The following is a 12,146-nucleotide window of genomic DNA, read 5'->3' as shown; positions in this document are numbered from 1 at the left end:
AGAGCCATCACGCGGTCGTACTGACCACTGGCCGCAACACTTACGATCGATATGTCCGCCAATTCGGCAATGAGTGCGATTGGCCGGAAGTGCCAACCGCCGCCTACGTCAAGACACGTGACGGACAGTGCCTGGTCCATCGTTGCGAGGAGCCGGCTTTCGATCTGCCGGACTGAGAAGCATTCGGCTTCGAGTTCGCATCGAAACGGATTCAATCGCCTCAGTTTCTTGTTTTATGCATGTCGTCATCGCAAAACCGCTGCACACTTTTGCGCGACATGCATTAGAATCCGAAGAATTGCCGGCCGATCATATATCCAAGAGCAACGACCGCCAGGGGAAACAAGACCGGCGCCAATCGGCTAAGGAGTGAGTTTTTCACGGTTGCCCTAGGAATGTTCCGCTGCGCATTGCCGAGATTCTTGGTCATGACCGGTATAGTAGCAATCGCTGATTAACGATTTCCCAATGGCATTGTCAGCCATGAATTGGCCAGTTCTCTTTGAATGGGCTACTTGAATTCTTGCGCCGTGCCGTCGGCGAAGAGCACCGAAAGCGCATGCCATCCCTCATCATCGCTGGAAACTATCGTGTCGGCCCGAACAGGAGCAACGCACCCTGATAAGGACGCCGGACTGGGGTTCGTTGCCGCACGCCGGAACCAATCGCCGCCCATTTTCTTTGGCAAGGAGTTCGCAAAGAAAGGCAGCTTGCAAAGAAAGGAGCTGGACATGAAACCTCTCCACATATTGCTTGTCGCGGGCGCATTCGCCTTGCCCCTGGCGACACCGGCTGCTGCCCAGACCCCCGATCAGACGGACAACCAAGCCCCGTTCCAGTCCGGACGTTGCCAGGCCGATCCGCAGAATGGCCAACAGAAGCCGCCCGTCAACAACGATGGCAGCAACAAGAACAGCCTGTCCGACACGCTCGATCGTTGCAACGGCGTGCTCCAGCCACCACCGACGGGCGATCAAGGTCTGGCCGCGCCACCACCGGACGAAGGTAAGACCCCGGTGATCAAGCCCGGCGAAGTGCCGGCCCAGCCACCCAAGCAGTAGGCACGGTTCGCGCCTGAAATCGCCGGCCTCAATGCGGGTGTCGCGTGGTCGTGGGGCGAATGCTCCTTGCGCTCTTGGCCTCACGCAGCGTCGTGACCGGATCGACGCCGGTCCACATCATGCCGGTCACCTCGGCGAAGCTGATGAATGCCCGCCGCGCCTGATCGACGGTCAAGTGCCCGGCGCGCGCCGCATTGCAAGCCCTGACGGCTGTTTCGTAGACCGGGCCGCGCCGCGCCGGAGACCATTCCTTGAGAAAATTCTGCATTTCAGCGAGTGACGCGATTTCGCGCTTGAAGCCGGCACCGACGGCAATCGCCACAGGGGTGTGGAACAGCATGTCATCCATAAAAGACCTCCCAGACAGGATCGCAGCGCCCTTCAATGCGGATCTGGCCGCTACGGTTCCCGAGGGATGCCATCGATCAGGTTGTGACGAATTGCGAAGCTGATAGCGGCGGCCGGCGACCGATGATCAATTAGTCTCGACTTACGGAACAAGAGAGATGCACCGGCGTTTGCTCACAGGGCTCGCCCTTCTCGGCAGTGATGCTCTCAAGGCCATGAATGGCGAGCCTGCCAACAGCAACAGGAGAAGATGATGAAAATCCACCTTATCCCTGCCGCTGCAGGGTTGGTTCTGCTGGCCGGCATAGGCGTGGCCGCTGCGGATCAGGTGATTGTCACACCCGAACAGCAGACCATCATTCGCGAACATGTGCACAAGCACCCGCTGGCATCGGTCAATCTGCTGGGCGTGGAACTCAATGTCGGTTCCGCTTTGCCCGACACGGTCGAGCTTCAGTCGATCCCCGACGTGGAGTACAGATATGTGGTCGTCGACAATCATACCGTGCTGGTCGACCCCGGCACCCGCAGAATTGTGCAGGTCATAGACTGACCTTATCCGCCGTTCTCTCTAGAAGACGAATGAGAGAGCGGCGGGCTGCCTCTGGCCGCAGGAGTGTTCGTCTTGTCTCGGGATGAAGGAGCTACTTCCATGTTGCCGCATGTCGATTCGCCCAATGTGGTCGCGGTCGTCGACAAATTGCTTGTAGAACGGGGAACCGGCCTCTTGTCGATGAAGGAGGTGATTGAGGTCGTGCGTGAGCGAACCGGAACGGAGCGCTCGGACGCGGATCTGGCGGGGCTGATCAGGAAGAAGGCGGCGTTGCTTGGTGTCGCGGTTCTGTCGGACAAAGGCTGAGCTGCCCAAGACGCCGATCGAAATTTCAGCTAAAACAGCTGTTGCTCACGGATTTGAATGGAACCGATGGAGACGACAGTGACGGACGAGAGGCAGGAACGCATTCGCAAGCGGGCACACGCGATCTGGGAACAGGCCGGCCGGCCCGATGGCGCGCATCAGCAGCACTGGGACCAGGCCGCCGGAGAGATCGACAGCGAGGACAGCAAGCCGAAAGCGAAATCGGTGCCTAAGAAGCCCGCTGCCACCAAGGGCAGCAAGCCGAAAAAGGCGTCAACCTAGCACTCAGTCGGAACGCTTAAAACATATGACGGCTCTGCCGCGGACGGAGTTCGGCCCGTGCCGCGGCAGAAACTTGAATTGCTGGAATCCGGGTTGTCCGTCCCGGGTTACTTGCCGCAGTGGTTGTCGTTGACGGTTGGTGAGACTGAACCGCCCGGGCCAGGAACCTCCAGTGCGCCTGTGACAAAGGCATCAGAAGCAACATCGATGGCCATCCCTGCCGGGAACTGAAACCACTTCCGTGCATTTCAGCAGTCGTGATAATCCGTTAGAAATCGAGTGGGGCGGGGGAGTACGTGAACGTCATCCAACAAGCGAGGGCCGGCATTCCAGAGGTGCCCTCCATCGATTTGATGCATGCGCTGCCTGTCGCCGTCTACACCACCGACAAACAGGGCCGGATCACTTTCTTCAATGAAGCCGCGGCAGATCTGTGGGGGCACCGTCCCATCATCGGCCAGGATCAATGGTGCGGTTCGTGGAAACTTCGCCATCTTGACGGAAGGGCAATGGCGCATGATGAATGCCCGATGGCCATTGCCTTGCTCGAAGAACGTGATGTTCTCTGGGGCCAGGCGATCGCCGAGCGGGCGGATGGCCAACTCATCCCATTCAGCGCACATCCGGTCTTGCTTCGCGACGAAGCGGGTGAGGTGGTGGGTGCCATCAACACGCTGCTCGATCTGCGTACTCAGACAATGGCCGACGAAGCCCGCACGCGACTGGCCGCCATTGTGGAGTCATCGATGGACGCCATTGTTTCGAAGGATATCAATGGCATCATCACCAGCTGGAACGATGCGGCAGAACACCTGTTCGGCTATATGCCGGCCGAGGCGATCGGCCGGCCGGTAACCATCCTCATCCCGCCAGGCCATCTCGACGAGGAAGTCTCGATCATCACCCGCATCCGCGCCGGCGAGCGCGTTCCATCGTATGAAACGGTCCGCATGCGCAAGGATGGCACGCTCATTCCAGTCTCACTCACCGTCTCGCCGATCCGCGACGGCATAGGGCGGATCATCGGCGCCTCCAAGATCGCGCGCGACATCAGCGCTTCCAAGGAGAGCGAGCGGCGTATCCGTCTCCTCATGCGCGAAGTCAACCATCGCGTCAAAAACCAGTATTCGGTCATCATCTCGATGATCCGCGAGACCAGCAAGCTGACGAGCACTCCTGAGGCATTCCTGGCGCAGGTCCGGGAACGCATCACGGCACTTTCGGAATCCCATGATCTTCTCGTCAACGCCGACTGGCGCGGCGCGACGGTCGGCGAGCTCGTACGGGCACAACTCAAGGCGTTCGCAGTGCAATCTCGCGTGTCGATGACCGGACCGGCGGTCGTACTCCAGCCGAACGCCGTGCAATACCTTGGTATTGCCTTCCACGAGCTGGCCACCAATTCGGCCAAGTACGGAGCGCTGTCCCGCCACGGCGGACATGTCGAAATCGAGTGGGATGTGACATTTGCCACCGACGGCGCCGGCACTTTTCGCCTGATCTGGCGCGAGCTGGACGGGCCGGTCGTGGATGCGATCGCGCGGCGCGGTTTCGGAACCGTCGTCCTCAAGCGGGTCGCACCCGAGGCACTCAGTGGCAACGGACGGCTGGAGTTCGACAAGCAGGGCATCATCTGGACGCTCGAAGCGCCGTTGCGCTCTGTGGAAATGTCTCTTTCCGACATTGTCGCCGAAGAAGGATGAAGTCCGGCTGGTACGAATCCCGGCTCGCGACTTGAGCCAATCGACGGGGGCGGCATCCAATCTACGCCGGCTATCGGATGGGCCATCCTTTTCCTGTAGTCCAGCTTCTCGTTTCACCACCCACACCTTGATCATCGCTTCCCATTTCCATCGCATTCTGCGCGAGCAGGCGACCCTTTATGACGCCTGAATATCAAGGTTGTATGCAGCTTGTTCGGTACAGGCTGTTTCCTCGGATATTCTCAAGACGCTTTCTGGATGGTTGCTTTCTACAGTATTTCTAGAAAATTTTAACATAATCCTCTGAACTGTATTTGATTGTTGTATACTATTGATTTGAAGAATCTTTCTTCAGAAGAAACTGTAAACCTTTCCCGACCGTAGTAAGAAATGCAACCGGCGATGCGTGCGGTTGCTTTTAGGCAACTACGACATGGAGAGTGTTATGGCGTTCAAGATCAAAACAATCACCGGTGTGTTGGCGGGTAGCGCAGTCATCTTCATACTTTCACTGCCGGCGAACGCTGCTGGTATCGGCGTTGGTGTCGGTGCATCTGTGGGCGGCAGCGGCGGCATCAATGCCGGTGTCGGTGCGTCTGTCGGCGGTGGTGGCGGGATCAAAGCCGGTGCCGGTGCATCGGTGGGCGGCTCGGGTGGCGTCAATGCGGGCCTCGGCGCATCGGTTGGTGGTTCGAGCGGCGTCAATGCCGGTCTCGGTGCGTCTGTCGGCGGCAGCAGCGGGATCACCGCTGGTGCCGGTGTCGGCGTCGGAAGCGGCATCAATGCCGGTCTTGGCATCGGCATCGGTAGTGGAACCAATCCAAGCAACCCGTCCAATCCGAGCAACCCGTCCAATCCCAGCAATCCGAGCCTGCCATCGGTGGTTGCCGACATGTCGAGCGGCCAGCTGGTGAGAATGAAGAAGCGCTGTGTGGACGTGCTCAGCAGCGGAGGCACTTATGATCGTGACCTTCGCCAACTGTGCCTGCTGATCGCGCGCCGCTGATCAGACGCCATCCGGAAGGGAAGTGTCGAACCAGCCGCGAGGCTTCGTCCACACTCTCCTAGCCTCCGGTCCGTTGGAAAGCCCGTCACGCAGGTGGCGGGCTTTTCGTATCATGATACGGCGGAAAGCCGCCGCGTTGACAAGGGCTGTTGCCGAGCGGTATTGAACAGGATTATACAGGTTCATTGAACAGGTATTCTCCTATGGTGCGCCGCGTGACCTTCTCGTCTCCCGGAACAGGCAAGCCCGAACAGATCGCGACTGTTCTCGAACATGAGATCCGCTCCGGCGTGCTCGGCTTCGGCGACCGCCTGCAGAGCGAGAACGAACTCGTCCAGCGCTTCTCCGTCAGCCGCAACACCGTCCGCAAGGGTCTCGAGGAACTGTCGAGCCGCGGGCTGATCACCACCAAGGTCGGCATTGGCTCGTTCGTCACCTTCGATGGCATGCCCGTCGACGACGCGGTCGGCTGGTCGCGGGCGCTTGCCAACGCCGGCGCCAATGCCGAGACGCGCACACTCAGACTCGAAGTCATGCAGGATGCCGAACTGGCAACGAAGCTCGGCGTCGACAGCCCGTTCTTCATCGCCGTCGACCGGGTGCGCAGCAACGCCGATGACGGCCATGCCATCTCGATCGAGCGCAGCCGTCTGCCGCTGTCGCCGGAGCTGGAGGACGTGCCCCTGCGCGGGTTGCGCGAGGGCACGCTGCACCAAACGCTGCGCGGTGCGGGGCTTGTTCCCGATCACGGCGAGGAATGGGTCGACATCGAAATGCTGAGCGCCGGGGACGCGGCGATTCTCGACTGCGCGCCAGGGACGGCGTTCCTGCGCACGCGACGGCTGACGCGTGCCGCCGACGGGCGCGCCATCGAGTTCGTCACCAGCCTGCTCAACCCGGCGCATTTCGCCCTTCATCTGGAGTTCTGAGATGATGGATGGGACCGAGACGATCGACCGGGCTATGGGCGCGCTCATCGGCGGCGCGCTGGGTGATGCGCTCGGCATGCCGACACAGCTCCTGTCGCCCGGGCGCATCGCCGAGCTCTACGGCCATGTCGAGGATTTCGTCGTACCCGTCGCCGACCACCCGGTGTCGAAGGGGCTGGCGGCCGGCACCATCACCGACGACACCGAACAGGCGCTGCTGCTCGGCCGCATCTTGGTCGCTTCAGGTGATCGCTTCGACCATACGCGCTGGGTCAATGCGCTGCTCGACTGGGAGCGCGACGTCAAGGCGCGTGGCAGCTACGATCTGCTCGGTCCGTCGACCAAGCGTGCGATCGACGCCATCAATGACGGCATGCCGGCCGAGGAAGCGGGAAGCGGCGGCGACACCAATGGCGCGGCCATGCGTATTGCGCCAGTCGGCATCATGATGCCGCTGGAGCCGCTCGACGCACTGGTCGCCAAGGTTGCGGAAACATGTCGAGCAACGCACAACACCTCGGTCGCCATCGCTTCGGCGGCAGCTGTCGCAGCTGCCGTCAGCAGTGGCGTTGCCGGCGGTGACTGGCGCGCCGCTTTGGACCATGCAGCCACAGCAGCCAGGCGTGGCGCGACACTCGGCCATTGGGTTACCGGCGGCGACATTGCCGCGCGCATCGACTGGGCGAGGGGCCTCGTTCGTGGCAAGCCTGCCGCTGACGGCATCCGGCTGATCACCGATCTGGTCGGCACCGGTGTTGCCAGCCAGGAATCGGTTCCGGCTGCCTTCGCCGTGCTCGAGATCGCCGGTGGCGATCCCTGGCAGGCTGCCATCATCAGCGCCAATCTCGGCGGCGATACCGACACGATCGGCGCTATCGCCGCCGGCATGGCCGGCGCCTGCACCGGCTTTTCCCGGCTGCCGCAACGGCACATCGCCAGGCTCAAGGGGCTCGACATCGAGCAGGTGCGTGCGCTGGCCACGGATCTCGTCGCGGCACGCGCGGCCAAAGCCGATTCCGGCAAGGATGCCGCGGCATGAGCAGAGCTCAGCCTGACATGAACAGAGCTCAGCCTGACATGAGCGGGCGCCTTGTCCATATCGGTAGTGCGGTGGTCGACTATGTCTACCGGATCGATGCCTTACCCAAACCGGGCACAGAGAAGACGGCATCCAGCTTTGCGCGGGTCGCCGGTGGCGGTTTCAACATGATGGTCGCGGCCAGCCGCACCGGCATGAAGGTCGTTTTCGGCGGCCAGCTTGGCACCGGACCCAATGGTGATTTCCTGCGTGATGCCTTGGCTGCCGAAGGCATCACGACATTGACGCAGGCGTCAACCATCATGGACAGCGGCAATTGCGTCGCCATGATCAGCGGCGATGCCGAGCGCACTTTCGTCTCGTGGCCGGGCGCCGAGAGCGTGCTCAGCCTCGACATGATGGCGCCGGTCCGGGTTGCGCCGGACGACTGGGTATTCGCCTCCGGCTATACGCTGAGCTATCCTGGCAGCCGCGATGCGCTGGCCGACTGGATAGAGGCGCTGCCAGCGAACATTGCCTTCGTGTTCGACCCGACGCCGGTCATCGCGGACATTCCGCGTGCCGTTCTTGATCGGGTGCTTGCCCGTACGACCTGGCTGAGCTGCAACAGGACGGAAGCGGTCGAGATCGCCGGCCCTGGCGATGTCGAGGCAATCGCCGCCCGGCTGCTTTCCAGCCATTGTCCGAAGGCTGAAGGCATCATCGTTCGCGCCGGCGCAAAGGGCTGTTTCGTGCGGCTGGCCGACGGCGGCACACAGACAATTCCTGGCTTCGAGGTCACTGCAATCGACACCAATGGCGCCGGCGACACCCATATCGGCGCTTTTGTCAGTGCACTGTCGCGCGGTCTGCGGGCTTTCGAGGCGGCGCGCTACGCCAATGCTGCGGCGGCGCTGTCGGTCACTCGCCTTGGCGGGTCCTCGGCGCCGACGGACGCAGAAATCAAGACATTCCTGGGCCACATCGCCGGTCCGTCGACCGGAGCTGACGGCCGGACCGGAAGGCCCATGCCTGACTGCCTGAATACGTGACAAGCCCGGGAACCGGGCAAGCAAAAGAGAGGAACGAACATGCGCATGCCCAAACTGACTGCATTGCTGACGGCGACCGCCGTCTTCACCTCCGTTCTTACACTGGCCGCCACTGCCGCCGACGTGCACGTGCTCAACTGGAAGGGCTACGGCGCCGACGAGCCGTGGGCGATTGCGGCCTTCGAAAAGGCGACCGGCAACAAGGTCGTCAACGACTTCTTCAATTCCGAACAGGAAATGCTGACCAAGCTCAGGACCAATCCCGGCCTCTATGACGTCGTCATGATCAACGCCGCCTTCAACGACCAGGCGATGGCGGAAAAGCTGATCCAGCCGATCGATACGTCCAAGCTGTCGAACTATGCCGACATCAGCAAGGACAAGGCGGGCTCGCCGATGCTCGACCATGACGGCAAGGTCTATGGCGTGCCATGGGTGTGGGGCCTGACGGCGCTCGCCATCAACGAGAAGTCTTTCGACAAGCCACCGACCAGCATCACCGAAATGTGGAACGAAGCTCACAAGGGCCGCGTGGTCATTCGTGATGACGCCGTCGAGGCGGTCCAGTTCGGCGCCATCGCTACTGGCCAGAACATCAACGACATCAAGGATATGGAAGCGGTCAAGGCGAAGCTGACCTCGCTGATGCCGCAGATCAAGACCTTCTGGAGTTCGGAGAACGACTGGAATCAGATGGTCGCTTCCAACCAGATCGACATCGGCACCTATTGGAGTGGCTCGGCCGATCGCGCCAAGACGCATTTCAAGCTGCCGGTATCGCTGGTCATCCCGCAGGAAGGCGCGGTCGCCTGGCTCGACGCCTTTTCCATTCCGGTCGGCTCCAAGAATGTCACTGGGGCCGAAGCCTTCATCAACTACATGATCGATCCGAAATTCTATGTCGAATGGGTCACCAAGGTTGGTGCGCCGGTGTCGGCCAACACCAAGGCGGTGGAAGCCCTTCCCGAGGACGCCTTCAACCGCAAGGTGATGGGCGATCCTGATGTCGCCAAACGCATCCAGTTCCAGGCGCCGATCACCGATGCCCAGCGCGAGGCCTATCTGGCGCTGTGGCAGCAGCTCAAGGTCGACGTGAAATAGATTGACGTCCCAACCAGCCGGCGGTCCTCGCCGGCTGGTTCTTCCGATCCTGGGGAGGAGGTATCATGGCGGCACAGGGTGCGACCGCTTCGCGCAGCGGGCTGAGGTCGGCCTTGCCGCTGCTTCTTCCCGCCTATCTCTGGCTGACGGTGGCGATCTTCCTGCCGCTGTCGGCCATGGTTTTCTTCTCCTTCATGACCGACCTGCCTCTGTCGGGAAAGCCGTGGGCGCTCACGCTTGGCAATTATGCGGCCTTCTTTTCGCAAAGCCTCTATCCGACGCTGCTTTGGGCCTCGCTGCGCCTGGGTCTCGAGGTGACGCTATGGTGCATCGTCATCGGCTACCCCGCGGCCTATGTGCTGGCCAAGGTGCTAAAGGGGCGCAGCCGCGAGGCGATCTTCCTGCTCGTCATCCTGCCGTTCTGGTCGAACGGGCTGGTGCGCATATTCTCCTGGGCGATGGTGCTGCGCGAAGGCGGCATCCTCGACACCGCGCTCAACGCGGTGCTGCCGTTCAAGATCAGCATTGATCTGATGTATTCCTATCCGGCTGTCATCATCGGACTGGTGCACTCTTACGTACCCTATATGGTGCTGACCTGTTATCTCACGCTGCAGGCCATAGATGACTCGCTGATCGAGGCCGGGCGCTCGCTCGGCGCCTCGCGGCTGCAAATGCTGAAACGGGTGATCATCCCGCTCTCCATGCCGGGGCTGGTTGCGGGCGCGGCACTTATCTTTGTACCGGTTGTCGGCTCCTTCATGGAACCGCGCATTCTCGGCGGCCGCACCGGCACCTTCTACGGCACGGTCATCGAAGACCAGTTCGTTGCCGTCTTCAACTGGCCGCTGGGTGCTGCTCTCTCCTTCATTCTGCTGGCCGTCGTGTTGGTCATCCTGGCGTCGGCCGCACCGGTGTTGCGGAAGGCTGCGTGATGGCGACGACGCGTATCCTCGAATGGCTCGGCCGGCTCTATATCTGGCTGCTGCTCGCCTTTCTCTATCTGCCCATCATCATCATGGCGCTGATGTCGTTCAACGTTTCGCCCTTCTACCAATTGCCGTTCGAATGGACGACCGAGTGGTACGCCGCGCTGTGGCAGAACGAGCAGTTGATCTCGGCCACGCGAAACAGCCTCGAAATCGCGATCATCACCACAATCATCTGCGTGGTACTCGGCTCGGCGGCGTCGCTGGCGCTTTTCCGCTACGACTTCCGCGGCAAGAAATTCTTGCAGGCGCTGCTGTTTCCGCCGATCGCCATTCCGTGGCTGATCACCGGCACGGCGATGCTGATCTTCTTCTTCGGCGTCGGCATCGGGCGCGGCCTCTTCGCCATCCTGCTTGGCCATGTCGCCCTGGCGCTGCCCTATGTCATCGTCGTCGTCTCGGCCCGGCTGCAGACCTTCGCACCGGAGCTGGAAGAAGCGGCGCGCTCGCTCGGCGCCAATCAGTGGCAGGTGACGCGGCGCGTGACGTTGCCCTGGATCATGCCGGGCGTCATCGCCGGCGGGCTGTTTGCCTTCGCCGTGTCGTTCGACCAGTTCGTGGTCTCCTACTTCCTGTCGACGCCTGGCCAGACGACGCTGCCCGTCGAAATCTACGCGGCGATCCGCAAGGGTTTTACGCCTGAGATCAACGCGGTCTCGACCATCATCATCGTGGTGTCGATGGCGCTGATGCTGCTTACGGCGCGCTTCTTCAAATTCGGCGGAGAGAAATAATGGCCGGTGTGCAGGTGTCGAATTTGTCGCGCAGCTTTGGGGCGCACAAGGCGCTGGATGACGTCTCGATCGATTTCGCCGATGGCGGCTTCTATGCGCTGCTCGGGCCGTCGGGCAGTGGCAAGACCACGCTGCTCAGGCAGATCGCTGGTTTCGATTTTCCTGATACCGGCCGCATTGCGATTGGCGGCGAAAGTGTCGAGCGGGTGCCGGTTGAGAAGCGGCGGATCGGCATGGTATTCCAGAACTATGCGCTGTTTCCCAATATGAGCGTCGCCGACAATGTTGCCTTCGGGCTGTCGGTGCGCGGCGAGGTCAAGGCGGTGATTGCCGCCGAGGTGCAGCGCGCGCTCGACCTCGTGCAGCTCGGCAAGCTCGGCAGCCGGCGACCGCACCAATTGTCCGGCGGTCAGCGCCAACGCGTCGCGCTGGCGCGCGCTATCGTCACCAAGCCGCGCGTGCTTTTGCTCGACGAGCCATTGGGTGCGCTCGACAAGGCGCTGCGCGTCGACATGCAGATCGAGCTGAAACGCATCCAGCGCGAGATCGGCATCACCACCATCTTCGTCACCCACGACCAGGAAGAGGCGCTGACGATGAGCGACCGCATCGGCATTTTGCGCGAGGGCAGGCTGGTGCAGGAGGGGCCGCCGGAGGAGATCTACGACAGCCCGAAGAGCGAGTTCGCCGCCACCTTCCTCGGCGATGCCAACATACTGCGCGGCGACACCACAGGCACCGGCATCCGACTGCCGGACGGCACGGCGATTGCCGCCGGAGCTGGCGTGTCGCTGGCGGCAGGGACCAAGGCGAGCTGCGCCGTGCGGCCCGAACGCATCCGCATCGCCACCGGTGACGGGATTGCCGATCACAATACCAATATGCTCAAGGGCCAAGTCTCCAAGCGCATCTTCGCCGGCAACAACAGCACCTATTTCGTCGAGCGTGACAGCCAGACAATCAAGGTTATCGTGCAGAACACCGGCATCGAACGGCTGGCCGAGGGCCAGGAGGTGGTGCTCAGCTGGTCGCCGGAGAGCACGGTGCTGATCGCCGTGAGCTAG

General features: G+C 61.7%; 15 protein-coding genes. 13 read left to right on the top strand and 2 right to left on the bottom strand.

What is annotated here, in order from left to right:
- Positions 1 to 511: 511 nt before the first annotated feature.
- Positions 512 to 733 carry a hypothetical protein gene (locus C9427_RS33860; RefSeq protein ID WP_146172585.1) on the bottom strand — a complete coding sequence of 74 codons (222 nt, stop codon included), beginning with the start codon at positions 731 to 733 and terminating at the stop codon, positions 512 to 514.
- Here C9427_RS33860 and C9427_RS24745 point away from each other — a divergent pair.
- On the top strand, positions 732 to 1,061 hold the full coding sequence (locus C9427_RS24745; RefSeq protein WP_107651707.1) for a hypothetical protein: 330 nt from the start codon (positions 732 to 734) through the stop codon (positions 1,059 to 1,061). The genes C9427_RS33860 and C9427_RS24745 overlap by 2 nt on opposite strands.
- Before the next feature lie 28 nt (positions 1,062 to 1,089).
- Here the strand turns inward: C9427_RS24745 and C9427_RS24740 are convergent, their stop codons facing one another.
- Positions 1,090 to 1,410: a DUF982 domain-containing protein gene (locus tag C9427_RS24740; protein ID WP_107651685.1), complete on the bottom strand. Its 321-nt coding sequence runs from the start codon at positions 1,408 to 1,410 to the stop codon at positions 1,090 to 1,092.
- 252 nt (positions 1,411 to 1,662) lie between these two features.
- Between C9427_RS24740 and C9427_RS24735 the strand changes: the two genes are divergently transcribed.
- The 12 genes from C9427_RS24735 (at position 1,663) to C9427_RS24680 (ending at position 12,146) form a co-directional block, all read left to right on the top strand.
- Positions 1,663 to 1,962: a DUF1236 domain-containing protein gene (locus C9427_RS24735; protein ID WP_107651706.1), complete on the top strand. Its 300-nt coding sequence runs from the start codon at positions 1,663 to 1,665 to the stop codon at positions 1,960 to 1,962.
- Positions 1,963 to 2,061: 99 nt separating this feature from the next.
- The gene (locus C9427_RS24730) at positions 2,062 to 2,268 is read left to right on the top strand and encodes a hypothetical protein (RefSeq protein ID WP_107651684.1); all 207 of its coding nucleotides are present in this window, start codon (positions 2,062 to 2,064) and stop codon (positions 2,266 to 2,268) included.
- A 78-nt stretch (positions 2,269 to 2,346) separates the two neighbouring features.
- A complete protein-coding gene (locus C9427_RS24725; RefSeq protein WP_107651705.1) occupies positions 2,347 to 2,550 on the top strand; it encodes a DUF2934 domain-containing protein in 204 nt (67 codons plus the stop codon).
- Between the two features lie 353 nt (positions 2,551 to 2,903).
- Positions 2,904 to 4,253 carry a PAS domain S-box protein gene (locus C9427_RS24720; RefSeq protein ID WP_107651683.1) on the top strand — a complete coding sequence of 450 codons (1,350 nt, stop codon included), beginning with the start codon at positions 2,904 to 2,906 and terminating at the stop codon, positions 4,251 to 4,253.
- Positions 4,254 to 4,698: 445 nt separating this feature from the next.
- Positions 4,699 to 5,259 carry a hypothetical protein gene (locus tag C9427_RS24715; RefSeq protein WP_107651682.1) on the top strand — a complete coding sequence of 187 codons (561 nt, stop codon included), beginning with the start codon at positions 4,699 to 4,701 and terminating at the stop codon, positions 5,257 to 5,259.
- 203 nt (positions 5,260 to 5,462) lie between these two features.
- Positions 5,463 to 6,188, top strand: coding sequence for a GntR family transcriptional regulator (locus C9427_RS24710; RefSeq protein WP_107651681.1), 726 nt, complete (start codon positions 5,463 to 5,465; stop codon positions 6,186 to 6,188).
- A gap of 1 nt (position 6,189) precedes the next feature.
- Entirely contained in the window at positions 6,190 to 7,227 is a 1,038-nt protein-coding gene (locus C9427_RS24705; RefSeq protein WP_107651680.1) for an ADP-ribosylglycohydrolase family protein, read from the top strand.
- 38 nt (positions 7,228 to 7,265) lie between these two features.
- Positions 7,266 to 8,258 carry a PfkB family carbohydrate kinase gene (locus tag C9427_RS24700; RefSeq protein WP_107651704.1) on the top strand — a complete coding sequence of 331 codons (993 nt, stop codon included), beginning with the start codon at positions 7,266 to 7,268 and terminating at the stop codon, positions 8,256 to 8,258.
- Positions 8,259 to 8,297: 39 nt separating this feature from the next.
- The gene (locus tag C9427_RS24695; RefSeq protein WP_107651679.1) at positions 8,298 to 9,359 is read left to right on the top strand and encodes an ABC transporter substrate-binding protein; all 1,062 of its coding nucleotides are present in this window, start codon (positions 8,298 to 8,300) and stop codon (positions 9,357 to 9,359) included.
- A 65-nt stretch (positions 9,360 to 9,424) separates the two neighbouring features.
- On the top strand, positions 9,425 to 10,294 hold the full coding sequence (locus tag C9427_RS24690) for an ABC transporter permease (protein WP_107651678.1): 870 nt from the start codon (positions 9,425 to 9,427) through the stop codon (positions 10,292 to 10,294).
- Positions 10,294 to 11,082, top strand: a complete 789-nt coding sequence (locus C9427_RS24685) for an ABC transporter permease (protein ID WP_107651677.1) — start codon at positions 10,294 to 10,296, stop codon at positions 11,080 to 11,082. The genes C9427_RS24690 and C9427_RS24685 overlap by 1 nt, the downstream gene beginning before the upstream one ends.
- Positions 11,082 to 12,146, top strand: a complete 1,065-nt coding sequence (locus tag C9427_RS24680) for an ABC transporter ATP-binding protein (RefSeq protein WP_107651676.1) — start codon at positions 11,082 to 11,084, stop codon at positions 12,144 to 12,146. The genes C9427_RS24685 and C9427_RS24680 overlap by 1 nt, the downstream gene beginning before the upstream one ends.

It is taken from the genome of Mesorhizobium helmanticense, assembly GCF_003034915.1.
Classification (GTDB): domain Bacteria; phylum Pseudomonadota; class Alphaproteobacteria; order Rhizobiales; family Rhizobiaceae; genus Mesorhizobium; species Mesorhizobium helmanticense.
The sequence above is the reverse complement of the archived record's forward strand: the minus strand, read 5'-3'. Positions and strand labels throughout refer to the sequence as shown.

What these genes read in the sequence shown, in the direction of transcription:
- C9427_RS24740 (WP_107651685.1), bottom strand. Translation starts at nt 1,410, where the DNA reads ATGGATGACATGCTGTTCCACACCCCTGTGGCGATTGCCGTCGGTGCC.
- C9427_RS24680 (WP_107651676.1), top strand. Translation starts at nt 11,082, where the DNA reads ATGGCCGGTGTGCAGGTGTCGAATTTGTCGCGCAGCTTTGGGGCGCAC.
- C9427_RS24695 (WP_107651679.1), top strand. Translation starts at nt 8,298, where the DNA reads ATGCGCATGCCCAAACTGACTGCATTGCTGACGGCGACCGCCGTCTTC.
- C9427_RS33860 (WP_146172585.1), bottom strand. Translation starts at nt 733, where the DNA reads ATGTCCAGCTCCTTTCTTTGCAAGCTGCCTTTCTTTGCGAACTCCTTG.
- C9427_RS24690 (WP_107651678.1), top strand. Translation starts at nt 9,425, where the DNA reads ATGGCGGCACAGGGTGCGACCGCTTCGCGCAGCGGGCTGAGGTCGGCC.
- C9427_RS24710 (WP_107651681.1), top strand. Translation starts at nt 5,463, where the DNA reads ATGGTGCGCCGCGTGACCTTCTCGTCTCCCGGAACAGGCAAGCCCGAA.
- C9427_RS24735 (WP_107651706.1), top strand. Translation starts at nt 1,663, where the DNA reads ATGAAAATCCACCTTATCCCTGCCGCTGCAGGGTTGGTTCTGCTGGCC.
- C9427_RS24700 (WP_107651704.1), top strand. Translation starts at nt 7,266, where the DNA reads ATGAGCGGGCGCCTTGTCCATATCGGTAGTGCGGTGGTCGACTATGTC.
- C9427_RS24745 (WP_107651707.1), top strand. Translation starts at nt 732, where the DNA reads ATGAAACCTCTCCACATATTGCTTGTCGCGGGCGCATTCGCCTTGCCC.
- C9427_RS24705 (WP_107651680.1), top strand. Translation starts at nt 6,190, where the DNA reads ATGATGGATGGGACCGAGACGATCGACCGGGCTATGGGCGCGCTCATC.
- C9427_RS24730 (WP_107651684.1), top strand. Translation starts at nt 2,062, where the DNA reads ATGTTGCCGCATGTCGATTCGCCCAATGTGGTCGCGGTCGTCGACAAA.
- C9427_RS24720 (WP_107651683.1), top strand. Translation starts at nt 2,904, where the DNA reads ATGCATGCGCTGCCTGTCGCCGTCTACACCACCGACAAACAGGGCCGG.
- C9427_RS24715 (WP_107651682.1), top strand. Translation starts at nt 4,699, where the DNA reads ATGGCGTTCAAGATCAAAACAATCACCGGTGTGTTGGCGGGTAGCGCA.
- C9427_RS24685 (WP_107651677.1), top strand. Translation starts at nt 10,294, where the DNA reads ATGGCGACGACGCGTATCCTCGAATGGCTCGGCCGGCTCTATATCTGG.